Annotated in this window: 24 protein-coding genes and 1 tRNA gene; 17 read left to right on the top strand and 8 right to left on the bottom strand. The window is 50.2% G+C overall.

Translation table 11 applies throughout. The features are described from left to right. Window positions 1-110: 110 nt before the first annotated feature. Window positions 111-1,181 carry a LacI family DNA-binding transcriptional regulator gene (locus tag D570_RS0104840; RefSeq protein WP_018143272.1) on the top strand — a complete coding sequence of 357 codons (1,071 nt, stop codon included), beginning with the start codon at window positions 111-113 and terminating at the stop codon, window positions 1,179-1,181. Window positions 1,182-1,261: 80 nt separating this feature from the next. Here D570_RS0104840 and D570_RS0104835 read toward each other — a convergent pair whose 3' ends face one another. Beyond that, the gene (locus D570_RS0104835) at window positions 1,262-1,573 is read right to left on the bottom strand and encodes a YhbY family RNA-binding protein (RefSeq protein WP_018143271.1); all 312 of its coding nucleotides are present in this window, start codon (window positions 1,571-1,573) and stop codon (window positions 1,262-1,264) included. A 121-nt stretch (window positions 1,574-1,694) separates the two neighbouring features. Here D570_RS0104835 and D570_RS0104830 point away from each other — a divergent pair, with 121 nt between their 5' ends. Next, window positions 1,695-3,173 carry an amino acid permease gene (locus D570_RS0104830; protein WP_026181893.1) on the top strand — a complete coding sequence of 493 codons (1,479 nt, stop codon included), beginning with the start codon at window positions 1,695-1,697 and terminating at the stop codon, window positions 3,171-3,173. Window positions 3,174-3,256: 83 nt separating this feature from the next. Here D570_RS0104830 and D570_RS0104825 read toward each other — a convergent pair whose 3' ends face one another. From D570_RS0104825 to D570_RS09465, 4 genes are all read right to left on the bottom strand, one after another. Continuing rightward, on the bottom strand, window positions 3,257-4,033 hold the full coding sequence (locus D570_RS0104825; protein WP_018143269.1) for a DUF1624 domain-containing protein: 777 nt from the start codon (window positions 4,031-4,033) through the stop codon (window positions 3,257-3,259). Window positions 4,034-4,065: 32 nt separating this feature from the next. Beyond that, complete coding sequence (locus D570_RS0104820) at window positions 4,066-4,491, bottom strand: arsenate reductase family protein (protein WP_018143268.1); 426 nt, start codon at window positions 4,489-4,491, stop codon at window positions 4,066-4,068. A gap of 93 nt (window positions 4,492-4,584) precedes the next feature. Continuing rightward, window positions 4,585-4,923: a branched-chain amino acid transporter permease gene (locus D570_RS09470; protein WP_018143267.1), complete on the bottom strand. Its 339-nt coding sequence runs from the start codon at window positions 4,921-4,923 to the stop codon at window positions 4,585-4,587. Then, entirely contained in the window at window positions 4,920-5,702 is a 783-nt protein-coding gene (locus D570_RS09465) for an AzlC family ABC transporter permease (protein WP_018143266.1), read from the bottom strand. The genes D570_RS09470 and D570_RS09465 overlap by 4 nt, the downstream gene beginning before the upstream one ends. 177 nt (window positions 5,703-5,879) lie before the next feature. On the opposite strand from D570_RS09465, the gene D570_RS0104805 reads away from it, so the two are divergent. From D570_RS0104805 to nrdH, 11 genes are all read left to right on the top strand, one after another. After that, window positions 5,880-6,917 (top strand): homoserine O-succinyltransferase, encoded by a 1,038-nt coding sequence (locus D570_RS0104805; protein ID WP_026181889.1) that lies wholly within the window; start codon window positions 5,880-5,882, stop codon window positions 6,915-6,917. 93 nt (window positions 6,918-7,010) lie between these two features. Continuing rightward, entirely contained in the window at window positions 7,011-7,832 is an 822-nt protein-coding gene (gene atpB, locus D570_RS0104800; protein ID WP_026181888.1) for a F0F1 ATP synthase subunit A, read from the top strand. 56 nt (window positions 7,833-7,888) lie between these two features. Further along, window positions 7,889-8,119: an ATP synthase F0 subunit C gene (atpE, locus tag D570_RS0104795; protein WP_018143263.1), complete on the top strand. Its 231-nt coding sequence runs from the start codon at window positions 7,889-7,891 to the stop codon at window positions 8,117-8,119. Between the two features lie 62 nt (window positions 8,120-8,181). Continuing rightward, the gene (locus tag D570_RS0104790) at window positions 8,182-8,700 is read left to right on the top strand and encodes a F0F1 ATP synthase subunit B (RefSeq protein WP_018143262.1); all 519 of its coding nucleotides are present in this window, start codon (window positions 8,182-8,184) and stop codon (window positions 8,698-8,700) included. An 11-nt stretch (window positions 8,701-8,711) separates the two neighbouring features. Then, window positions 8,712-9,530, top strand: a complete 819-nt coding sequence (locus tag D570_RS0104785) for a F0F1 ATP synthase subunit delta (RefSeq protein WP_018143261.1) — start codon at window positions 8,712-8,714, stop codon at window positions 9,528-9,530. Between the two features lie 41 nt (window positions 9,531-9,571). Next, the gene (gene atpA, locus D570_RS0104780) at window positions 9,572-11,218 is read left to right on the top strand and encodes a F0F1 ATP synthase subunit alpha (RefSeq protein WP_018143260.1); all 1,647 of its coding nucleotides are present in this window, start codon (window positions 9,572-9,574) and stop codon (window positions 11,216-11,218) included. Continuing rightward, complete coding sequence (locus tag D570_RS0104775) at window positions 11,218-12,165, top strand: F0F1 ATP synthase subunit gamma (protein ID WP_018143259.1); 948 nt, start codon at window positions 11,218-11,220, stop codon at window positions 12,163-12,165. Before atpA ends, D570_RS0104775 begins: the two co-directional genes overlap by 1 nt. A 12-nt stretch (window positions 12,166-12,177) precedes the next feature. Further along, window positions 12,178-13,632 carry a F0F1 ATP synthase subunit beta gene (gene atpD / locus D570_RS0104770; RefSeq protein ID WP_018143258.1) on the top strand — a complete coding sequence of 485 codons (1,455 nt, stop codon included), beginning with the start codon at window positions 12,178-12,180 and terminating at the stop codon, window positions 13,630-13,632. Continuing rightward, window positions 13,632-13,928 (top strand): F0F1 ATP synthase subunit epsilon, encoded by a 297-nt coding sequence (locus D570_RS0104765; protein ID WP_018143257.1) that lies wholly within the window; start codon window positions 13,632-13,634, stop codon window positions 13,926-13,928. Before atpD ends, D570_RS0104765 begins: the two co-directional genes overlap by 1 nt. Window positions 13,929-14,064: 136 nt before the next feature. Beyond that, a complete protein-coding gene (gene nucS, locus D570_RS0104760; RefSeq protein WP_026181887.1) occupies window positions 14,065-14,784 on the top strand; it encodes an endonuclease NucS in 720 nt (239 codons plus the stop codon). Between the two features lie 180 nt (window positions 14,785-14,964). Next, window positions 14,965-15,198: a glutaredoxin-like protein NrdH gene (nrdH, locus tag D570_RS0104755; RefSeq protein ID WP_018143255.1), complete on the top strand. Its 234-nt coding sequence runs from the start codon at window positions 14,965-14,967 to the stop codon at window positions 15,196-15,198. A 131-nt stretch (window positions 15,199-15,329) separates the two neighbouring features. Here nrdH and D570_RS0104750 read toward each other — a convergent pair whose 3' ends face one another. Beyond that, window positions 15,330-16,313 carry an FKBP-type peptidyl-prolyl cis-trans isomerase gene (locus D570_RS0104750; RefSeq protein ID WP_018143254.1) on the bottom strand — a complete coding sequence of 328 codons (984 nt, stop codon included), beginning with the start codon at window positions 16,311-16,313 and terminating at the stop codon, window positions 15,330-15,332. A 68-nt stretch (window positions 16,314-16,381) separates the two neighbouring features. On the opposite strand from D570_RS0104750, the gene D570_RS0104745 reads away from it, so the two are divergent. The 3 genes from D570_RS0104745 to D570_RS0104735 all read left to right on the top strand — a co-directional run bounded on the left by D570_RS0104745 (window position 16,382) and on the right by D570_RS0104735 (window position 19,855). Then, on the top strand, window positions 16,382-17,716 hold the full coding sequence (locus D570_RS0104745) for a hypothetical protein (RefSeq protein ID WP_018143253.1): 1,335 nt from the start codon (window positions 16,382-16,384) through the stop codon (window positions 17,714-17,716). Window positions 17,717-17,719: 3 nt separating this feature from the next. Further along, entirely contained in the window at window positions 17,720-18,718 is a 999-nt protein-coding gene (locus D570_RS0104740) for a hypothetical protein (RefSeq protein ID WP_018143252.1), read from the top strand. 177 nt (window positions 18,719-18,895) lie between these two features. Continuing rightward, window positions 18,896-19,855, top strand: a complete 960-nt coding sequence (locus tag D570_RS0104735; RefSeq protein WP_018143251.1) for a tetratricopeptide repeat protein — start codon at window positions 18,896-18,898, stop codon at window positions 19,853-19,855. A gap of 68 nt (window positions 19,856-19,923) precedes the next feature. Here the strand turns inward: D570_RS0104735 and D570_RS0104730 are convergent, their stop codons facing one another. Then, window positions 19,924-20,562, bottom strand: coding sequence for a CYTH domain-containing protein (locus D570_RS0104730; RefSeq protein ID WP_018143250.1), 639 nt, complete (start codon window positions 20,560-20,562; stop codon window positions 19,924-19,926). Between the two features lie 109 nt (window positions 20,563-20,671). On the opposite strand from D570_RS0104730, the gene D570_RS0104725 reads away from it, so the two are divergent. After that, window positions 20,672-20,745, top strand: a tRNA-Arg gene (locus tag D570_RS0104725). Between the two features lie 25 nt (window positions 20,746-20,770). Here D570_RS0104725 and D570_RS0104720 read toward each other — a convergent pair. Next, window positions 20,771-22,528 (bottom strand): sialate O-acetylesterase, encoded by a 1,758-nt coding sequence (locus tag D570_RS0104720; protein ID WP_018143249.1) that lies wholly within the window; start codon window positions 22,526-22,528, stop codon window positions 20,771-20,773. Between the last annotated feature and the right edge of the window lie 28 nt (window positions 22,529-22,556).

Genomic DNA, 22,556 nt, shown 5'->3' with positions numbered 1-22,556 from the left:
TATATAACTGACGCAACAGGCAAAGCTGCGCAAAACACAGCAAAATCACGGCGCAAAACGGGTAATCTGTATACAAGATGCGCAAGATCAGCAATGCGAAGGTGGGTGAGATGGCGAAGAAAAAAGTGACGATTACGCAGGTCGCTCAAGAGGCTGGCGTTTCCATCAAAACCGTCTCCAATGTGCTTAATAACACGGGAAATATGCGCGAGGAAACCCGTCAGCGTGTGCGCGCAGTCATCACCCGCATGGGTTACCAAGTCAATTTAGCGGCGCGTAGCATGCGTACCGGGGCCACGAAACTCATCGGTCTAGGCATTGCAGATTTTTCTCAACCTTTTAATCCTTATCTCGCGGATAGCATTATCCAAGCCGCGCGCCAGCGTGGGTATGGCGTCATTATTAGTACCTACGGCTTTCATCATCAGGACGTGGAGTCCATCATCGATCAAACACATCAGCTACCCGCAGACGGTTGGATTTTCTTCACCGGTGAAGAATTGACGAAGGGTTCCGTTATTTTTCAGCAGTCGTATCCTGTGGTGCTCGCCTCGGATTTTACGGCTTTTAATCTCGTCGATAGCGTGACCATGGCCGGCTACGAAGCGGTACGAGATGCGGTGCATGGGCTCATTGAGCAAGGCAAAAAACGCATAGCCTTCGCAGGTGCGGTGCACAGAAAAGCCCATGAGGATGATCAGGACTATCTTCAGCGCATTCAGCAGGCACAGTATGGCACGGTAAGTGTGCGCACGAAGGCGTACTGCGATACACTCCGGCTGTCTGGACGGGATATCGATATCCATTACTTACTTTCCAGCCCTATGCTCGATCACAAAAGCGGGGTGGAAGTCGTAGGAAAAATACTGGATAATGTCAACCGCGGCTTAGCGCCGCTACCGGATGCCATCATGTGTGCGAATGATGCTCTGGCCTTTGGTGTGATCCATGAACTTGCCGCGCATGACATTCGCATACCGCAGGATGTGGAAATTATCGGCTTCGATAATGTGCCTGAAGCGCAGTATTCTAACCCAACCTTGACTACGATTGACCCACATGTGGATGATTATGCGCGCAAAGCGGTGGATTATCTCATCGAAAGAATTGAAGGATATCAAGGTGAGCCGAGACGCTTTGTCTCTGGTTATGAGATTCAACGGCGTCAATCATCGCGGTAAAGCGCGATAGTGCCCCGATAAAAAAGGTGCGCAGGTCAAAGACTTGCACACCTTAGCGTTAGCGTTTCGCCAGAAACTGCCTACTCGCGCACTAAGCGAATAGGGTTCTTCAAATCCTTTCGCGTGGATGGACGGAAGAGCACGAAGCGATGCCCGATGACCTGTACCACCGCAGCGCCCGTAGCCTCAGCAAGCTCCGCGGCGGCCTCTTTTGCGGACAGCAGAGAGCCCTCCTGAAGCTGAGCTTTGACAAGCTCATGATCGTTGAGCAACTGATCGGCCTGAGAAAGCACGGTCTCCGTAATATTATTCTTACCTATGAGCAACAAAGGATTGAGCTGATGCGCCAATCCTCGAAGTTGCTTAATCTGTGGCTTAGTTAAAGTCGTCATGCCTCCATACTACGGCAATGCTGTGCCCAATGTATGGTCCATGCTATCCAGAGCCGCCCTATTCTGCTCGAAAATTCACTCAATCTGCGAAAAATCCGATGTTTCACGTTAAACTAGGCAGGTGGAAATTTTCAGAACAAAATCAGTGGAATCAGCAGTGGAGCAGACACATGCCCAAGGTCATTCGCTCAAACGTGAGCTGGGCGTGTGGGATTTAGCCACGATGGCCGTGGCTGTGGCCGTGGGAGCCGGTATTTTCTCTATCGGCGCGCAAACCATTGCCTTCCATGCAGGACCAGCCGCTATCATCAGCTTCCTCATCGCTGGAGCAGTCTGCGCGGGCGTGGCGCTGTGCTATGCCGAATTTGCCTCTATGGTGCCGGCAGCGGGTTCTGCCTATACCTTTACTTACACGACTTTGGGCGAGTTTATTGCGTGGATTATCGGTTGGGATTTAATTCTCGAAATGCTGATGGCCGGTTCCGTGGTGTCCAAATACTGGGGCGTGTATCTCAACGAATTCCTGCGACTCATGGGCATTCAGATCTCCACCACCTGGCAGGTAACGCCGCATTTTTCCATCGATTTTGCGCCTTTTATCGTCGTGAGCTTCTTTACCGTGCTCCTGCTGGTGGGCACAAAAATTTCCAGCCGCGTCGATTCCGTGCTGACGGTTATCAAGGTTGGCGTGGTGCTGTTTATCATCGTGGCGGGATTCTTCTACTTTAAATCGTCGAATTTAGTACCGTTTATCCCAGAATCTCAGGTCGCTACTTCTACGACAGGCGCCGTTTCGGCACAAATGGAACAGCCGCTGTTTGAATGGCTGACTCACCAGCCGGCCACTATGTATGGCATTGCCGGCATTTTCTCCGGTACGGCGTTGGTTTTCTTTGCCTTCTTAGGCTTTGATGTGGTGGCCACGGCCTCTGAGGAGGCCAAGGATCCTAAGCGCACGATTCCGCGTGGTGTGACCTTGGGTCTCGGTTTGGTCATTATCCTGTATATTCTTGTGGCCATCGTCACCTCGGGGATGGTGTCTTACAAGGTTTTGGCTCAGCAGGAGAATCCTTCGCTGGCTACGGCGTTTGAGCTCGTAGGCGCTAACTGGGCTGCCACCTTGATTTCCTTCGGCATTGTTATCGGTTTGACAACGGTGGTGATGGTGTTGCTGCTTGGCCTCACGCGCGTCATTTTCGCCATGAGTCGTGATGGTTTGCTGCCTTCAGGCTTGTCTAGGACGAATGCGCATGGCGTACCTGCGGGTTTGCAAATTGCTGTGGGTGCTGGCATTGCTCTCGTGGCTTCTACTTTGGATGTGGCCGTGCTGGCGGATATGGTCAATATCGGCACCTTAAGCGCTTTTGTACTGGTGTGCATTGGTGTGCCTATTATGCGCAAACGCCGCCCAGATTTAGAGCGCAGCTTCAAAGTGCCGGGAAGCCCTTATATTCCAGTTATTATTGCTATAGCCTGCCTCATCGTGATGGTGTACTTGTCCGTTTTGACGTGGATCCGTTTCTTAGTCTGGCTTTCAGCAGGAATTTTGATATACTTCCTGTATTCATATAAGCATTCAGCCTTGCAGAGAAAAGATTAGCAGGACTAGCGTGCACACAAAAAGCCTCGGGTAATATGCTCGAGGCTTTTGCATTGTCTCGCGAATTGCGTCAAACGAAGACTTTATGAAGCGCTTATTATGTACAGCGCTGCATTAATGCCGATGAAAAGCACGATTTGGTGCACTAAATATATAAGGAGAGAATGGCGGCCGAGAAATTCAAACGCGCGATAGACCGGATTATGCCATGGCATACTCAAGAATTTCAGCACGGAAAGGGCGGACATCAAACGATATGTCATATATCCGGCCAGCATGACGAAGAAGAACGGAATCAGTGGGTAATAATCCGAAGCGATAAAACCATCGGGTGGAAATCCCAGCAAGGCAGTAAACGCATTGCGATACCACGCATGAGAAAGACGGAGCGACCAAATAACCCCGGTTTGCGCATCATGGAGGAAGGCGTACAATCCCAAACTCACCACAGCCGTCAATCCTGCGCCTAGGGCACTGATTTTCTGCGTCCACGCGTTAATTAAGCTGAGGATGAGCATGCCCAAGCCAATCAGCGTCAGCACGCCGAAGCGCACAGGTTCTGCGGGCATGACCGCGTAAGTAATAAGGGAAATTAATTCACCCCAGAGCACTAATTGCAGACCGCGCACAAGCGGACGCGAGCCGAAACTAAAGCAAAAACCGGCGAGGAAAATAAAAAGAAAACCAATAGACTGCTGCCACACATACACGCCTGTGCTGTTCGCAAATTCCAGCAGAGCAGGTGAGGGGGCGACATATGCAGAATTAACCACATCCCATAAGGCATGAAAAGCAACCATATTGACAATTGCTACGCCGCGCAGGACATCTATAAGATGGTAGCGTTCGCGAATTGTCATGATAGGAGCACCTTTCGTGATGCAGCGAGGAATTAGTTGAGGAAAATCTGTTCCCACACGGATTCTTTAAATCCTACCGTAAGAAAATCCCCAGAATGACTCAGCACGATTGGACGTTTGCACATCATGCCATCGGTGGATAGCAGTTGCACAGCATGGTCGTGGAATTGCTCAGGGGAGAGCGTCTTTTCCCAGTCATCCAAAGTGTTTTTGACCTTATTTTCTCTATAGACATTGCCGGAAGTATTAAAGAAACGGCGGATGGGCAGATCCGTAGCATGCGTCCACCGGTTGAGCTCATCCACCGTAGGATTTTCCTCGATAATGCTACGCCAGACATATGCAATACCGTGGTTATCCAGCCAAGCCAATGCTTTTTTGCAGGTGGAGCATCGAGGATGGCATAAAACAGTCAATGGAAACAGGTTATGATTAACGGATGCTTCAGCAGTGCTCATATCTATACTCCTTAATGGATTAAGCTCCGTATTTATTGTATGCACAAACGATTTTCCTACGCTGAGCGCTCAGCAATGAGCACAATTGCGCCATTAAACGAAAATAAATTGCACTAACAGCATATATACCACCGTACCAGCGGCAATACTGACGAGCATATTACGCCATTTCACATGAACCGCAGCCAAAACCGTTAAAGCGATTAGCTCGGGGATACCATGGCTACCAGAAAGAATCTGCGTATCGCGCAAGGCATACACTACAAGCATGCCCATAACCGCCAGAGGCAGCACCTCGCCTAAAAACGAGATAAACGCCGGAATGGGTTTGTTTTCCGGGAAAGCGATAAAAGGCAAAAACCGCGTCACCATGGTGCCTAAAGCTGCAAGGCCAATCATTATCAGGCTTTGTTCCACGCTCATCGTTATCATTTGCTCCTCCCGCGATAATCTTGATTATCGTCAATGTCATCATCCAAATTGTTCAGCGCTGAGCCACGACGTGACTGTGCTCTGCGCAGATACCACGCACCAAAAATCGCCAGCATGGACGCCATTGTGGGTATGAGGAAGGCGGTTGAGCCAAAAATCAACAAACAGGCCACGGAAAGAAGAATGCCCACCGCCGCGCTCGCATGTCGCTTGGAGTTAAGCCATTCTTCCAAGAAAATCGTGGCAAACATGGCTGTGAGAACGAAGTTGATCCCTTTTGTGTTGAAATCCAGCGAAGAACCGAGCAAAGAGCCTAAAACTGAAGCCAAGACCCAGTAGCACTGATTAAAAAACGTAATAAAGAAATAGAACCAGCTTCTATCCACGCCCTGCGGCACTGATGCAGACGAGGCCAAAGCAAAGGTTTCATCGGTTAAGCCAAAAATGAGGTACCATTTCTTCTTTCCCGTGCCATGATATTTTTTCAGCATGGCAAGACCGTAAAAAAGATGTCGCGCATTAACCATCAATGCCATGACAAAGGCAAGCAAGGGCTGGAAACTTCCCAAAAGCATAGCCGCAATCACAAATTCCAAAGAACCTGCATAAATGGTACTGGCCATCAGGGCCGTGTACCAGACGTTGAAACCATTCGACGACATAAAAAGCCCATAGGACATGCCTAAAAAGAGCCAAGCAAAGCCAATGGGGATGGTCAAAGGAAATGCGGCGACCGCTGCACCACTAATTTTTTGCAATCGAGTTTGAGAGTTTTCCACATGGATAATGTAGGTGAAACTACCTCACAGTAGGCAATAGGACCACAGTGTGGAAAGCTCGTATCATGATGCGTACGCAAAGGTGTGCCAGTGGAAGAAGTGCCCACACCGCGGACAAAAGCGGGAAATAAACGCCTCCAAGGTAGCAAAGTACCTCACACCTTGCATAATGGTGGTATGCCGATTAAATTTCCGGAAGGATTACCCGCTAAAAGTATCCTCGACTCCGAGCGCATTTTCGCCATCAGCGCCCGTGATGCACAAGAGCAGGATGTGCGCCCACTGCGCATTTGCCTGCTTAATTTAATGCCGAAGAAGATCGAAACGGAAACGCAACTCCTGCGCTTGATGTCAAAATCTCCTCTGCAGTTGGATATCGACTTTATGCGGGTCAGCACGCATGCGGCTACTCATACCAGCGAAGATCATCTCATTAAGTTTTATGAGACCTTCGATGCGCTAAAAGATAATTATTACGATGGCTTTGTGATAACCGGTGCGCCTGTGGAGCATCTCGCCTTTGAAGAGGTGGACTACTGGGAAGAGCTGAAACGCATCATAGACTGGGCTCAAACGCATGTATTTTCCACCGTGTATCTGTGCTGGGGCGCAATGGCGGGTTTACATTATCGCTACGGCATCGATAAGCACATCGAAGAGCACAAGATTTTTGGCGTTTTCGAACAGTGGCTTCAGGACGAGTACAATTTCCTGACCAATGGTTTCGACGAAATCTGCCTACAGCCACATTCGAGGGTGGCGAGCATGGATGAGGAGCAGATTGCAGCTCGGCCGGAACTTCAAGTGCTGACATATGGTGAGACAGCGGGCTCGGGACTTATCGCGACGCGAGATTTTTCTGAAGTCTTTATTTTGGGGCATTGGGAGTATGTGCGCGATACTTTGGCCAGCGAGTATGAACGCGATGTGAAGAAAGGCCTCACAAATGTGCCTTTCCCAACCAATTACTATCCGCATGATAATCCTCAGCTCGATCCGCTTTTTTCGTGGCGCGCACATGCGAATCTATTGTGGCGCAACTGGCTCAATTGGGTGTATCAAACGACGCCGTATGATGTGGCTGAAATCCCGGGACTCAAAGCGGAAGGAAAGCTGGGCACGGACCGCAATATCAAGCATGAACCGGACGAACCGAGAGCAGACAAATTTGCTCCTTTTGCAGGAACCACATATGGTGTGAGAGTAGAGAAGTAATGTTCACAAATTGTTCGTGCGGGCAGAAATTTGTCTCAAACAGGAGTATGCTAATTTGAGTTTGCATAGGACTATGCACAAAGGGAGTGAATGATGAATGGATTGATGAGCGCGACAGCGTTATCCACAACAGTTCTGGTGGCACAAGGCCCAGAGCTTCCATCTCTGAACGACTTTTTGCCTCCAATTATCCTTTTGCAAGGCACCCCTTTTGCCATTAATCGCATTATTTTTGTGCGTTTAGTGGCGACGGCTCTCATTCTTGTCGTGCTAGGACTTACTGCTGCTCGAGCAAAGGTTGTGCCTGGACGCTGGCAGGGCTTCGTGGAATTCATTATGGAATTTGTGCGCGATAATATCGTATATCAGATTTTAGGAGAACTTCGCGGTAAGAAGTATCTTCCTATGATTACCACCATGTTTATGACGTTGCTGGTCTTCAATCTGTGCGGTGTGATCCCAGGTGCAAATATTGCTGCAACGGCAACGATTGCAATGCCTCTGATCTTCGCAGTATGGACGTTGATACAGTATTGGGCTGCAGGCATTGGCGCACATGGTTTGGGCGGTTTTTTGAAAGAAGAGCTTTTCCCCGCGGGCGTCCCATGGCCTGTTTATATTTTGCTTACTCCAATTCAGCTGCTCGAAATTATCATTATTCGACCATTTTCGCTGACTTTACGACTTTTTGCGAATATGCTGTCCGGACATCTTCTGGTCGCAATTACGCTTGCTATGTCTAATTACTACATTATCGAGGCACAAGCTGCAGTATCCAAAGGTGTAGGCGTTATTTGGTTCTTGGGTGGCTTTGCTCTTACAGGATTTGAGATATTCGTCGCTGCTTTGCAGGCGTTTATCTTCTGCATTCTTTCCTGCGTGTACATCAACCAAAGCATCGGGGAAGAAAATTAATACTTTGTGTTTGATTGGCATCAACGAAACACAAAAAAACAAACGAAAGGACAATCATGGATCTCGTAACTCTCGCAGAGATTGCCGGCAATATTTCTGTTCTTGGCTATGGCTTGGCTGCTCTCGGCCCTGCAATTGGTCTGGGCATTATGTTTGGTAAGGCTTTGGAATCCACTGCCCGCCAGCCAGAAGCTTCCGGAAAGCTCAACGTCATCATGTACATCGGCCTTGCAATTATCGAGGTGCTTGCGCTTCTCGGTTTCGTTGCATTCATGATGGCACAGTAATTGCGGTGCAGATAAACGAAGTATTCACACTGAAAATAGATTTGTAAGGAAAGGAGGAAAACGTGCTTTTAGCTGAAGACGCAAGCGGTATTGCTTTGTTCTTACCTGAGGCTTACGACCTTGTGTGGTCTACCGTTATCCTCGTCATCCTCGCAGCTTTCTTCGCATTCTTCTTCATACCGAAGTTCAACAAGATTTTTGATGAGCGTGCCGAGAAGATTCAAGGTGGCTTTGAACGAGCTGCACAGGCTCAAGCTGAGGCGGAAGAGACGAAGAAAGAGTACGAAGATCAATTGAGAAGTGCTAGAACTCAAGCTTCTAAAATTCGTGATGATGCCCGCTCTGATGCAAACAAGATTATTGCTGACGCTAAGAAGCGTGCAGAAGCGGAAGCCGCTCAGGTGACCGCCACTGCTCAAAAGTCCATAGAGGCTCAGCGCTCTCAAGCATTGGTAAGTTTGAAAGGCGAAGTTGGAGCTATCGCAACTGCTCTCGCTGGCAAGATTTTGGGCAGCGAATTACAGAACAGTGACGTTCAGTCTTCCATGATTGACGAAGCTATCAACGAGTTTGAGCATTAAGGAGGTGACCAATGCAGGGTGAAGCATCATTAGCATCTGAAAAGCGTACGCGAGAAGAATTTGCGAAATCGCTGAAAGAGCAAAGTGAACATGCTTTAGAAATTGCACGTCAACTTCTTGATATCACTGCAGTTCTCGACTCTGAAGCCCGTCTCCAGCGGTTACTAACCGACCCGGGTCGCGCAGCTGAGGATAGAGTGGCGCTCGTCCACCGCCTTTTTGACGGTAAAATCGATACCCTGTCTGAGGATATTTTATGCTCCTTAGTTCAGAAGCGTTGGAGCAAGATGCGCCATATCGTCAATTCTTTAGAAGATATCGCTGTGGATGCTGTGATTTACGCAGCAGATGCTCAGGGCGTTACCTCCCAGGTATCCGCTGAGCTATCCCGCGTTCATTCGGCTTTGCTGAATCTTCCACTGGTTTTGTCGGGTTTGTCCGATCCGCGCGCCTCATGGAATGCACGCGCAAACCTGCTGAACGTCGTGGTCCGTACGAATGAGCTCCATCCACTGACAAAGTTCCTCATCGACCACGTAGCACATCAGCCACGTCGTCGCCGTTTCTTGTCAGCGTTGAATTGGCTTACGGAGCGTATTTCTGATCACGAAGGCGATCGGGTGGTTACCGTGACTACGGCGGTACCCTTGAATGACGAGCAAAGAGAACGCATCCAAAGCGCTTATATGAAGAAGCTCAATACTTCCGTGTATATCAACTCAATTGTTGATCCTAAGGTTATCGGTGGTATGCGTATCCAGCATGGTCCACATGTTTGGGACACTACAGTGGTAGCACAATTAAAGACTTTGCAGCGTACCTTGGGCTAAACCCCGGGTAAGCGCTAAGAAGAAGTACAAAAGGAGTGAAAATGGCAGATTTGACCATTGATCCCGCCGCAATTCGTCAGGCTTTAGACGAATTCGTCGAATCCTACACTCCGTCCAGCACGCCAACCCAAGAAGTTGGTTATGTCAAGACGGCAGGCGATGGTATCGCCCACGTTGAGGGACTGCCGGGCTGCATGGCAAATGAATTGTTGACATTTGCGGATGGCACCCTGGGTTTGGCTTTCAACTTGGACCCTCGAGAAATCGGTGTGGTTGTTCTGGGTGACTTCGAAGGAATCGAAGAAGGCCAGGAAGTTCGTAGAACTGGCGAAGTTTTATCCGTGCCCGTAGGCGATGGATATCTGGGCCGCGTAGTCGATCCTTTGGGACGCCCAATCGATGGCTTGGGCGAGATTCCAAGCGAAGGACGACGCATTTTGGAAGCTCAGGCTCCAGATGTTATGCATCGTCATCCTGTGGATGAGCCATTGGAAACAGGTATTAAAGCAATCGATGCTATGACCCCAATCGGTCGCGGTCAGCGTCAGCTGATTATTGGTGATCGTCAAACAGGTAAAACAGCTATTGCTATCGATACGATTATCAATCAGAAGGCAAACTGGGAATCTGGCGATCCTAAGAAGCAGGTGCGTTGCATTTACGTAGCTATCGGTCAGAAGGGTTCAACAATCGCTTCTGTGCGTGGTGCTTTGGAAGATGCAGGCGCTATGGAGTACACCACTATCGTGGCTTCCCCAGCTTCTGATTCTGCAGGTTTCAAGTACATTGCACCATACACCGGTTCTGCTATCGGCCAGCACTGGATGTACAACGGCAAGCATGTGTTGATTGTTTTTGATGATTTGAGCAAGCAAGCTGAAGCATACCGCTCCATTTCCTTGCTTCTGCGTCGTCCACCAGGGCGTGAAGCTTATCCTGGTGATGTGTTCTACTTGCACTCACGTTTGCTTGAGCGTTGTGCGAAGGTATCCGATGATTTAGGTGGTGGCTCCATGACCGGTCTGCCAATCATCGAGACCAAGGCAAACGACGTTTCTGCATACATTCCAACCAACGTGATTTCCATTACCGATGGTCAGATTTTCTTGCAGTCGGATTTGTTTAATGCCAACCAGCGCCCTGCAGTAGATGTAGGTATTTCTGTGTCTCGTGTAGGTGGTGCGGCTCAAACAAAGGCTTTGAAGAAGGTTTCTGGTACTTTGAAGATTTCTTTGGCTCAGTACCGTTCTTTGGAATCCTTTGCTATGTTTGCCTCTGATTTGGATGCTGCATCTAAGGCTCAGCTGACGCGCGGTGCTCGCTTAACCGAGCTGCTCAAGCAGCCACAGTACTCGCCATACTCCTCCGAGCAGGAAGTTGTATCCGTATGGACGGGCACACATGGCAAGCTGGATGACCTCGAAATTGCGGATGTTCTTCCTTTCGAACGTGGCTTGTTGGACTACATCGCTCACAACACAGATATCCTCGACGTTATCCGTGAAACGGGCGAGTTTACCGCGGACACCGAAAAGAAGCTGGAAAAGGCTGTGGATGATTTCCGCGAAAACTATGTGAAGGTCGATGGCACGCCATTGATTGATCACACAACTGCCCCAGGATTCGTTCCAGCAGAAGTTGAGCAGGAAAAGCTCATCGCTCGTAAGGCAAAGGAATCAGATAAATAATGGCTTCTCAGCTTGCATTTAAATCACGCATCGCATCTACTGAGTCATTGGAAAAGATTTTCAATGCTCAGGAGATGATTGCGTCTTCGCGTATCGCCAAAGCCCGTGATGTGGCTTTGGCTGCGAAGCCTTATTCGGATGCGATTTTCCATGCTGTGAAGTCGATGGCCTCCCACACTATGCTGGACCACCCCATTTTGGGCAAGAACGAAAAGAATAATCGCGTAGCCGTTTTGGCATTAACCTCTGATCGCGGTATGGCAGGCGCTTATACCTCATCCATCATCCGCGAAACCGAGGCTTTGTTGAACCGTCTGGATGCGGATGGCAAGCAGCCTGAGCTTTTCGTTTATGGTCGCCGCGGCGTCTCATACTACAAGTATCGCGGCCGCGATGTGGCAGCAACCTGGGAAGGCCACACAGACGCTCCAGGCGTTGATATTGCAGAACGCATAAGCAAGACTTTGTACGATGCGTATATGAAGCCGGCACATGAAGGCGGAGTAGGCGAGTTTTACATTGTCTTTACGGAGTTCATCAATATGGTGGTGCAAAAGGTACGTATTATCCGTATGCTCCCAGTGGAAGTTGAACTCGTCGATGATTCTTATGAAGGTGTGGTGGATAAAAATAGGAAGTCTTCGGCTTCCGTCACCACATTCAGCCAGAAGTCGTATCCGCTTTACAGCTTCGAGCCAAATGCAGAAGAGGTGCTGGATCACCTCCTGCCAAAGTATGTGCAATCTCGCATCCACGAGTGCTTGCTGACGGCCGCAGCATCGGAAACTGCCAGCCGTCAAAATGCTATGCACACAGCAACGGATAACGCACGTAGCCTTATCGATGAATTGACCCGTAAGCTCAATGCTTCTCGTCAAGCTTCGATTACCCAAGAACTTACCGAGATTATCGGCAGTGCGGATGCACTGAACAACGAGGAAGAATAGGAGGCCGCCCATATGGGAGAAGAAACAAACGCACCTGCCCAAGGCCGCATTATTCGAGTCCAGGGCTCAGTTATTGATATTGAGTTCCCATTTGGACGCTTGCCAGATATTTATAACGCTTTGACCACCACAATTGAGGGTGTGCATGGCGAAGAAGGTTCGACAAGCGCGACAATTACTCTTGAAGTAGAACAGCACTTGGGAGATTCCATTGTACGTGCTGTGGCTTTGAAGCCAACGGATGGTTTGGTTCGTGGATCCATTGTTACCGACACAGGTGGTCCAATTGAGGTACCTGTGGGTGACGTGACCAAGGGCCATGTTTTCGACGTATCCGGCAATATTTTGAATGCCAAGGAAGGCGAAAACATCGAAGTCAAGGAACGCTGGTCCATTCACCGTAGCGCTCCTGCTTTCGATCAGCTCGAGTCGAAGACCGAGATGTTTGAAACCGGTATTAAGGTCATCGATTTGCTAACCCCGTATGTACAGGGTGGAAAGATCGGTCTGTTCGGTGGTGCAGGCGTGGGTAAGACAGTTCTTATCCAGGAAATGATTCAGCGTGTAGCTCAGAATCACGGCGGTGTATCTGTCTTCGCTGGTGTGGGTGAGCGTACGCGTGAAGGTAACGATCTGATCGGCGAAATGGAAGAGGCCGGCGTGCTCGAAAAGACCGCTCTGGTCTTCGGACAGATGGATGAGCAGCCAGGTACGCGTTTGCGTGTGCCTTTGACTGCATTGACCATGGCTGAGTACTTCCGCGACGTGCAAAATCAGGATGTGTTACTCTTCATTGACAACATCTTCCGCTTTACTCAGGCAGGTTCTGAGGTATCCACTCTGCTTGGTCGTATGCCATCTGCAGTGGGTTACCAGCCAAACTTGGCGGATGAAATGGGCGCATTGCAGGAGCGTATTACCTCTACGCGCGGTCACTCCATTACATCCTTGCAGGCTATTTACGTGCCTGCGGATGATTACACGGATCCTGCTCCAGCAACCACCTTCGCACACTTGGATGCAACCACGGAGCTGGCTCGTGATATCGCAGCAAAGGGTATTTACCCAGCTGTGGATCCTTTGAGCTCTACTTCGCGTATTTTGGATCCACGCTACGTGGGTCAGGAGCATTATGATACGGCAAACCGCGTGAAGGCAATTCTGCAGCGTAATAAGGAGCTGCAGGATATCATCGCGCTGATTGGTATCGATGAATTGTCTGAAGAAGATAAGACCACCGTTGCTCGTGCACGTCGCATTGAGCAGTTCTTGGGTCAGAACTTCTACGTGGCTGAAAAGTTCACGGGTCGTCCAGGCTCGTATGTATCTGCAGATGAAACAGTTGAAGCCTTCAAGCGTATTTGCGATGGTAAGTACGATAGCGTTCCAGAGCAGGCCTTCAGCGGCATCGGCGGTATTGAAGACCTCGAACGTAAGTGGCATGATATGCAGAAGGACCTCGCATAATGGCTGGCACAACCGCAGCTCCAATAATGGATGTCAATATCATCGCTGAGGATCGTCCGCTCAGCACCTGCAAGGCTGTGTCTGCAGTTGTGCCGACCACTCAGGGTCATATGGGTATTCTGCCGGAGCACGAGCCAATTTTGGCCTTGCTAGGACAGGGAAAGATTAAAGTAAAGCGTGAAAACGGCGATATCGATACGTTTATCGTCAATGGTGGCTTTGTGTCTTTCGATAACAATACTCTGACTGTGGGTGTCGATGGCGTCCCCGGCGTGGATTATAAGAAGGAAGACTAAAGCCTGAACGGATGCTGAAGCTGTTCTCAAGGTTAAAGTAAAAGTCTCCTTGGCGAAAGTTCACACGATACGATGACTGTATACACATCGTATCGTGTGAACTTTTTTGTTTGTGCCTGCCCCTAGGCTAGAGCGCATGAGAATTATTGTGGCTGACTGCTCTGCGCAGTATTCTGGCAGATTAAATGCTTCTCTTCCTCGCGCTAAGCGCGTTATTTTGATAAAAGCAGATCAAGCCTGCTTGATTTTTTCCGAATTGGGTTCGTATAAACCGCTCAATTGGATGGCTGCACCCTGCACTCTGCGCGAAATTACACCCGAGAGCCCACGCTATGCACAGGTCGAGGAATCGATGGGCTTTAGCGATGTGCCGCGCTATATTCAGGTCAGTGCGGATAAGAGCAGCGACATCCTCACTATCGCGCTATGGCAGGTGGATAGCGATTCCAGCTATGATTTGGGTGAAGATCCGGGCTTGGACAAAGACGGCGTAGAAGCGCATTTGCAAAAGTACTTAGCTCAGCAAATTGAGCGCGCCGGGAAAGATATGCGTCTTGTGCGCCGTGAATATCCTACGGCTATCGGTCCGGTGGATATTATGGCTATCGATGGCGAAGGCACACATGTAGCCATCGAAATTAAACGTCATGGTGGTATCGATGGAGTCGAGCAGCTGACGCGTTATTGTGAGTTGCTCAATCGCGATCCCTTGCTTGCGCCTGTGCGTGGAATTTTTGCAGCGCAGACCATTGCGCCACAAGCACGTACGCTGGCGTTGGACCGGGGTTTTGAATGTTTAATCCTCGATTATGAGGATATGAAAGGGACAGAATCTGACGAAATCGTGCTCTTTTAGAAGAAAACAGAGCAAATTCCTGAATGTGAACTACGCCACATAAACCCCATATCTAGGGGTGTTGCCCTATAAATTATGGCGTGTCTAGTGGTTTGCTCTATTGCGAGGGCAGATGTAGTATTGAGCATTAGTTCGTGAATGATGCACAGGCATCACAATTGTAGATTTAAGAAGGTTGACATGGTTACTGTTTATTCCAAGAGCCACTGCGTACAGTGCAATGCTACAAAGCGTCAGCTCGCAAAGCTTGGTGTGGAGTACAACGAGATCAACCTTGAGCAGGATCACGTAGCTTTGGAGAAGTTCAAGGCTGCAGGCTTCATGCAGGCACCTATTGTGGTAGCCGGCGAAGAAACTTGGAGCGGTTACCGTCCAGATTTGCTCAAGAAGGTTGCTCAGAGCATTAACGCCTAAGTATTTACCGTTCTATACGTAGGGCATGGTGAGGTTTGGGTTTTCCCCAAGCCTCATTTTTTATGCGGATAAGTATATCCCCGGGAGCGTAGGACTCTCGGGGATATACTTATGAAACGGTGCTGCGATGCTTACTGGGCATCCAAAATATCGACCACAAAGACCAGAGTGGAATTTGCAGGGATATTATTTTGTGCCGTACTGCCATAGCCCAAATCTGGTGGAATAATGAGCAGGACCTGAGAGCCGACCTTCTGACCTGCAAGACCTTGTGTCCAGCCCTTGACCACGGACTGGAGACTGAAGGTAGCGGAAGATCCACGGCTCCACGAGCTATCGAATGGTTGAGATGCATCGCCGCCCAATACCCAGCCCACGTACTGCACGGTAACGGTGCTGGTTTCGCTTACGGTGACGCCATCGCCTTGGAGCAAGGTCTGAACCTTCAAAGTGCCATCGGACTTGTAATCCTTCAAATCGGCTGCATCGATGCTGGGCGTACCATCTTCGGCCAATGTAATCTTTGGCAGGCTGGAGTCGATGTCTTCAACCTTGGAACCCGTAGCCTTAGTAGGAATTGTCTTTGCCTCTGTGATGGTCAGAGCCATAAGATAGGCGGTGGTTTGTGTGGAGGAGTCTTCGCTGGAAGTCGTGCTCGAGCTCGAGCTGGACGCATCATCTGCAATGCCAATGACCACGGTGGAATTGACGCGCATGGACTTGAAAAGCTTGTAGAAGGCAGGCTGAATAGCGCTTTCGGAGAGCGTGGTGGTGCAGTCCGCGCCCGTTTCCCACGTGGAGCTTTTTTCATTTCCCGTGGCAGGATCTAGTACGATTTGCTGCATGCAGAGCTTTTGACCATCCTGCAAATCCGCGCCATCGCCCGTTTGCACCATTTGATAGGTGTTGTTTTGCACCGTAAACGGTGTTTGGAAGGTAATAGTTGGTTTCTCTCCGAGCGTACCCGTGGCCGTGATACCGGTCATTTGTGTAAATGTTGTTTCGGTTGAAGACGACGAAGAAGACGATCCGCAGGCTGCTAGGCCCATGAGAAGAGCGCCGCTTGAAAGTAATGCCAACGCTGTGCGGGCAATGTTACGTAAATTAATATGCATAGAACTACTGTAATGAATGGTCAAGTCAAGATGGCTTTTCCATGCTTTATATGTAAAATAGATGCGTTATGAATGATAATGTAGAGCAGACTGCGCAGATTGATCCGATAGATGCGCCTATAGATTCTTCACCAGAAGCGGATAAGCGTGGGCAGGATGAAAGCTCAAAAAATGAGCCTTCATGGAATCGTCCCAAGGTTATGCGCTTAATCTGTGGACCTCTTTTTGCTGTACTCGCAATTGTGGCACTCGTTTTAGCCATTTTGAATCTGACTATTTTTAAGCCGGCCAAAATCGTCACCGCGCAAACTAGCACGGATTCGACGTATGTGGTGACCAATGCGGGCGTTGCAGATTTAATCAGCAACGAAGTTTCTGTGACAGCCACCATTAAGGAGACAGCAGCAGAACGTGATGCTGCTGTGGCAGGCGATGAAAATGCGGAAAAGCGTACGGTGTGCGTGGCTGTGGGTTCCACCACGGATGTGGATGCATGGATGACGGCACAGGCTGTGGCATATACCACGATTGATGGCCTGAGCTCCTGGTCTGAGTTGTCGACGAGCTCCGTAGCACAATCCGGCACAGCTGCGCAGGATTCTGTGGCTATGGCGGATTCTGATTTGTGGCAGCAGTCCAACTGCGCGGAGCGTACGGTAACCCTGCGTCTCACCAGTGTACAAGGAAACCAAAAGGTTATCATGTATAGCCCAAGTGGCATTTCCAGCGTACGTATGAATTGGACTCGCTCCACGCTTCCAAATACTGCGCTCCCATGGTTTATTCTCGCAGCAGTGGCAGCCGTGCTGTCGGCACTATCGTTTACGTGGCTGGCTGGCGCAGATCCATTCGGAGTACAGCGTCGAAAGGCGAAGAGAGAGGCTGAGCGCGCAGCTCTCATCGAAGCTCACGGCGAGGAGGCTCTGATTCCAGGCATTGACACGCCTTATGTGCCATACCAGAAGAAGAGCACCTCGGGCATTACTCATCGCACGCGCAAGAATGGCATATTCTCCCGCCTCTTCTCCGTACCTGCAACGCAGGAGCAGGATAAGGCCGAGGAAGATACCGAGAAGAAGAACACGCCAATCGTGGTGGATCCAAGCTCTGTCAATATGGTGGCTTCTACCGGTGCAGGAGCCAGCGATCATGCATGGTCGCCATCGGTGATTAATCACACCGGCCCTGCTCAGGAGTCTGTGGACGGTGATGTGAGCAACACCGGCTCTGGATTATCGGGTGAAGATTACTTGGAATACTTCGCACGTTTGGCCATTGAAGATCGTAAGAATGCAGATAATTCTGATGACACAACGGGCGCAGAAGAGGAGCACTCTTCTGACGAGTCTGCTTCCAATGCAGACAAGGACAATGCGACCGGTTCGGCATCAGAAGAGGAGTAAAACATGAACTTACGTCAGAAGGCGACTCGACTCGGTGCTGCAGCTGTCAGCATTCTCGCAGCAATTTCTTTATCCGCATGCATGCCAACGCCGAAGACATCCCAAAGCTCTGCTGCAGTGCCTGTGGTCACTACGGAGCAGGAGCAGACCATTCGCACGAAAATTCTGGCTGCTATTAATACCGCAGATCAAAATCGCGATACGCAGGCATTAGAGGCAAGCATGTCTGGCCCGGCACTGCAGGTGCGTCAGAGCCAGCTGACTATTGCGCAGAAAAATAACAAGCTGGATTCCAGTGCTACGATTCCAGACACGTTGAGCCAAAGCGTGGTATCCACCTCGCAAACGTGGCCGCGCACGCTTTTTGCTATTACTACGGTAACCGATCAGCAGCAGTCTCAGCGATTGCTCGTTCTGGATCAATCGAGTGCAGTCAGCAATTATAAGATTTGGGGACTGGTGCGCTTGTTCTCGGGTGTGCAAATGCCAAAGTTTACGGTGGCTACCATTGGTAGCGAGCAGGGCTCTTCTACGACGTCAGATTTGCTGGTCACCCCTGCTGAGGCGGCGCAGCAGTATGCGGATGTATTGGAAAATGGCACAAACAGTCAGTATGCAAGTAGCTATGCGGATGATTCCTTCCGTCAGCAGCTCATTACGCTGACAGATAGTGTGCAAACGGCTATTGCCCAAAACGAGGGTAGCCAGACGCAGAAGTACACCGCAGACACCGACAATATCAAGGTGATGCGTACAGCAGATGGCGGCGCGCTGGCTGTCATTCAGATTACCTCTGTGTGGACACGTACGGCTGGAGGAAATCGCAAGTCCTTGCCAGCTTCCGAAAGCGAAGTAGCACTCTTTGGTGATGCTACAGCGACCAGCACCTTGGAAGTTACCTATATCAACGAAGTTGCTTTGTACATTCCGGCTCAGGGATCCAGTGAGCAAATTCGTGCTGTGGGTGCAGAGCGTCAGCCTATCCAGGTCGTTGCAAAGTAGCAGTTGCACAATAGCATCGTATGAGAAACGAAATCTGATATGTGTGGTGAGTGTGTGGGTACAGGGGTGCTCACACACTCCTTTGCTAAAAGGGAGTAGAAGCCATAGCATTGAGCATAATTGCATAGGAAAGACTTATTTATCAGTCGTATTTATGGATTGGAATCGTAGGAAATAATGGCACAACAAGAATATCGTCCAGGTTTTTCACTCGCGGGCGCAATCGACCTTGAGGCATTGAAGCACAAGGCGGAAGCTGAAATGGGTCAAGAGGGTGGTGCACCGGCTGCGGGTGGTTACGTCATCGACATTAATGAAAATAATTTCGAAGCAATGGTGAACTCCTCCTCGACCTTCCCCGTGGTTTTGCTGGTGTGGATGGAAGAGGATGAACGCTTCTTTAGCATTGCGCAGAACTTAGCGGATATGATTACGGCGTTGGATGGTCAGATGCAACTGGCGCGCATCGATGGTGCAAAGAACCAGCAGATTGTACAGGCCTTGCGCGTACAAGGTATTCCAGCACTGTTTGCGCTGGTGGGTGGTCGTCCAATACCGCTGATGCAGGGCATGCCTACAGAAACGGAGCTGCAGCAGTTGCAAGAAACCGTGCTGCCACAAGTGATAGCTATGGCTCAGCAATCCGGCGTCACCGGTACAGCCCCTTTCATCGGCGAGCAGGATACTCAAGCGGAGAGTGCCGAGGAGCAGACCGAAGAGCCACGCATCCCTGCAGGACATGAAAATGCCTATGCTTTGGCTCAGGCAGGTCAATACCAGCAGGCGGCCGATGCGTATGCCGCGTTAGTGGAGCACGATCCACACGATACTGTGGCTGCCCGTGAACGTGCAAAATGCCTGCTGCTTGCTCGCAATGGCGCTTCTGACGTGCGCGCCGTGCGTGCGCGTGCTGCCGAGAATCCGGATGATGTGCAAGCGCAACTGGATGTGGCAGATATTGATATGATTGGCGGGCAGATTGCAGATGCTTTTGACCGTCTTATCGATTTCATTCCGGCTCACAAAGATGCGCTCGATCAGATGCGCGAGCGTTTGCTGGAGTACTTTGCTATTCCTCAGCCAGACGATCCGCGACTCAAGCAGGCTCGTCAAAAATTGATGACGGTTATGTATTAAACCGCTGATGTAAGTGGGTGGTAGCTTCAGTCAAATCTGAAAGTTGCCACCCATCTGTTTTCATGGCCTTACACGCCGTCCTCGGACCTATTAGGCCCGAAACTATCCAAGAAAAGCGGTCCTACGCGGTGTAGTTCCTCCAGATAATCCTCATTCCACGTGCTGAAGGGTTTATTTGCCAGTCCGTCATTGGAAAAACGTGCCTGGTCCGTGATTTCCGTGGTACAAAAATGCGGGATGACCAGATTCGTCACGGGGTTGTGACGCTCGACCTCAGCAAGTTTCAGTGGATAATTATCGGCTCCAAACAAGTCAATATTCCATCCATCCTCACCCAGCCACACATTGTAGCGGTTTTTGACAATGGCCTTTCCGCCTCGAAAGACAAGCTCGGCTGCGATATTCGGGTCGATATCATTTTCTAGCTCGTAACGGGTGCCCCCTACGGCCGGGCCTTTGGCCGTTAAATACGCGGTGGAAAAGTTATCGCGATAACGGGCGAGTACAGCAATAGGGTCCGTGTCTGCCGTCATATCCAGTTGAACATTTTTAGCTTGCAGGCGAATGCGCAGAGCGTAGTTATCCTCGTATACAAAGTAGCTTTGAACAATCAGAGTGGGTGTTTCATTGATTAAAACATCGGCAGGAATATTTTCACAGTAAAATCGACGTTCGTATTCAAAATGATCCATCTGTGTATCAAACATGCTACCTCCTTAATGTAGTTATAGTTTAGCCTAGGTGAGGCGTTGGCGGAACTCCTGTAGAGTTTCGACGTAGCACTTGCACATAGTGCTTGCTACACTTAAGTGCGTTGGGTCTGTAGCTCAGCGGATGAGAGCATCTGTTTCCGGTACAGAAGGTCGAGGGTTCGAATCCCTTCAGGCCCACTTGTGTGCATGTGTGCTTTACTGTCTAGAGGATAAACGGCACCACAGGCAATCCTGCGCCATTGACCAGCGCTGCGGGTCCCCACGAATACCATCCATATCTTATGTGGAGAGGCGTGGGCACGTCATCAGAGGCAACGCATATATCGCCAGTCGGTGTAATCCATGCGTGAGCAGGATAGAAAATACCGTCCTCTCCTGTAATTTCAAAACCCGTATAGGCTGCAGGCACAATCGTCGTGTCGGGTTTGTGCGTTGCTACGCCTTGCTGTGTTTCTATTATGTCTTCTTCTTGGTTCGCACGGGCGTGTATGCGAAAATCGTCCTGCGCCCAATGCAGCCCTGTGCTATGACTCAAGCGAATGCGCAGTGCCCCGTGACCGTGCTGAGCGCTTATCTCGGTGATTTCTTGGACTTCAGGGAAATCGGGCAATGCGCGCGGCTGCGCACTAACACCATAGATATGAGTCATCGCTAGATTTGCCATGCGTTCGCCCACGGTTTTCTTATCTGTGGGATGGATATTGTTAAATTCTCCGCAGTCAAACAAACACACGCCGATGGTGTCTGGTAATTTTTGGGCTACCTGCCATTGTGCTTGGCGCAGAATAGGCCATAATAGTCGGTCATTACCTGCCGTGTAGTCCTGCTCATCGATGTATTGCGGGAGCTGAGCGATGAAAAAGACTAGCTGATGATTGTCGACACGCCACAGCCTGCGCCACTCATGCACCATAGCTTCGAGAAGTTCTGCATAATCTGCGGCATATGCCTCGTCTTCCTCGCCTTGATACCACAGCACACCGCGAGCGCCGTAAGGTGCGATTCTCGACACCATGGCTTGGAAGGGTCCAGTTGGACGATATTGCGAAAAACTCGTCACAGGTGGCGGCCAAGGGCAGTAGCCAAAACGCGCGATAAGCTCAGACCAGTCGACTGTTGGATTTTGTGTTTGCGCGGCCGCAATATTCTCATTCCATGCATTAAATTCTTCCTGCCACTGAGCCGTTTCTGTGCGCATGGTTGCCTCGGATTTACCTTGGATTGCAGTCTGATACCGGTCTAGATAACCGCGGCCGCTAGCAAGGCGCTGTAGACTTTCTTCGCTCATCCAGCAGCTAATCGATGTACCACCGACATAGCAGTCAATAATGCCAATCGGCACATTTCCGATACGCTCACGCAACTGTCGGGCATAGTAAAAGGCTACGGCCGACATATCGCCAAAATGGCCGCCCGTGCAGGCTGACCAAGTGCTGGCGCCTTCCAGATCCAGCAATGTGTCATCTACGATACCGTGCTTTGGCGTAGCATAGTAGCGCACGTCTGTATCGGAAAAGCTGCGGAGCATCTCCTCTCCGCCCGCTGCCGCTGTCAAGGGGAGCTCCATATTGCTTTGTCCGCTGGCTATCCAGACCTCGCCGATGAGTACGTCCTTAAATTCGTAAAGCTCCCCGTCGCTGCGGATGCTTAGCGTATAGGGTCCGGAGGCTTCGTGAGGAGGAAGTAGCGCAAGCCAGTTTCCCGCAGAATCTGCGGTGCAGGTGATTTTTTCAAGCTCGGCTGCGGGCGAAATCAGCGATACGTAGATGATACTGTGAGCAGCGGCAGTACCGAAAACGGGTATGCTTTGCCGGCGTTGAAGCACCATATGATCGCTAAAAATAGCCGCAGTCCTCAGGCGGGAGTTTCTGCGACTCTGAACGCCGCCTGTGTGCCTTTTCTGTGCCGCGTTGTCGTTGAATGTCCCAGGTGCGGGCCCCGTGGCGATATGTGCAGACATGTTTCTCCTTTTTTGTAGCGGGGGCGGC

This window comes from Alloscardovia criceti DSM 17774 (assembly GCF_000376885.1).
Classification (GTDB): domain Bacteria; phylum Actinomycetota; class Actinomycetes; order Actinomycetales; family Bifidobacteriaceae; genus Alloscardovia; species Alloscardovia criceti.
Note: the sequence above shows the minus strand (reverse complement) of the source record. Positions and strands in the feature narration are given on the sequence as shown.

Bases quoted from the DNA above. Each gene is read 5' to 3' on its own strand.
- D570_RS0104825 (WP_018143269.1), bottom strand. From the start codon at position 4,033: ATGACAATTCGCGAACGCTACCATCTTATAGATGTCCTGCGCGGCGTA.
- atpD (WP_018143258.1), top strand. From the start codon at position 12,178: ATGGGAGAAGAAACAAACGCACCTGCCCAAGGCCGCATTATTCGAGTC.
- atpE (WP_018143263.1), top strand. From the start codon at position 7,889: ATGGATCTCGTAACTCTCGCAGAGATTGCCGGCAATATTTCTGTTCTT.
- nrdH (WP_018143255.1), top strand. From the start codon at position 14,965: ATGGTTACTGTTTATTCCAAGAGCCACTGCGTACAGTGCAATGCTACA.
- D570_RS0104730 (WP_018143250.1), bottom strand. From the start codon at position 20,562: ATGTTTGATACACAGATGGATCATTTTGAATACGAACGTCGATTTTAC.
- D570_RS09470 (WP_018143267.1), bottom strand. From the start codon at position 4,923: ATGATAACGATGAGCGTGGAACAAAGCCTGATAATGATTGGCCTTGCA.
- D570_RS0104745 (WP_018143253.1), top strand. From the start codon at position 16,382: ATGAATGATAATGTAGAGCAGACTGCGCAGATTGATCCGATAGATGCG.
- D570_RS0104740 (WP_018143252.1), top strand. From the start codon at position 17,720: ATGAACTTACGTCAGAAGGCGACTCGACTCGGTGCTGCAGCTGTCAGC.
- nucS (WP_026181887.1), top strand. From the start codon at position 14,065: ATGAGAATTATTGTGGCTGACTGCTCTGCGCAGTATTCTGGCAGATTA.
- D570_RS0104820 (WP_018143268.1), bottom strand. From the start codon at position 4,491: ATGAGCACTGCTGAAGCATCCGTTAATCATAACCTGTTTCCATTGACT.
- D570_RS0104765 (WP_018143257.1), top strand. From the start codon at position 13,632: ATGGCTGGCACAACCGCAGCTCCAATAATGGATGTCAATATCATCGCT.
- atpA (WP_018143260.1), top strand. From the start codon at position 9,572: ATGGCAGATTTGACCATTGATCCCGCCGCAATTCGTCAGGCTTTAGAC.
- D570_RS0104775 (WP_018143259.1), top strand. From the start codon at position 11,218: ATGGCTTCTCAGCTTGCATTTAAATCACGCATCGCATCTACTGAGTCA.
- D570_RS0104805 (WP_026181889.1), top strand. From the start codon at position 5,880: ATGCCGATTAAATTTCCGGAAGGATTACCCGCTAAAAGTATCCTCGAC.
- D570_RS0104720 (WP_018143249.1), bottom strand. From the start codon at position 22,528: ATGTCTGCACATATCGCCACGGGGCCCGCACCTGGGACATTCAACGAC.
- D570_RS0104835 (WP_018143271.1), bottom strand. From the start codon at position 1,573: ATGACGACTTTAACTAAGCCACAGATTAAGCAACTTCGAGGATTGGCG.
- D570_RS0104840 (WP_018143272.1), top strand. From the start codon at position 111: ATGGCGAAGAAAAAAGTGACGATTACGCAGGTCGCTCAAGAGGCTGGC.
- D570_RS0104785 (WP_018143261.1), top strand. From the start codon at position 8,712: ATGCAGGGTGAAGCATCATTAGCATCTGAAAAGCGTACGCGAGAAGAA.
- D570_RS0104750 (WP_018143254.1), bottom strand. From the start codon at position 16,313: ATGCATATTAATTTACGTAACATTGCCCGCACAGCGTTGGCATTACTT.
- atpB (WP_026181888.1), top strand. From the start codon at position 7,011: ATGAATGGATTGATGAGCGCGACAGCGTTATCCACAACAGTTCTGGTG.
- D570_RS0104735 (WP_018143251.1), top strand. From the start codon at position 18,896: ATGGCACAACAAGAATATCGTCCAGGTTTTTCACTCGCGGGCGCAATC.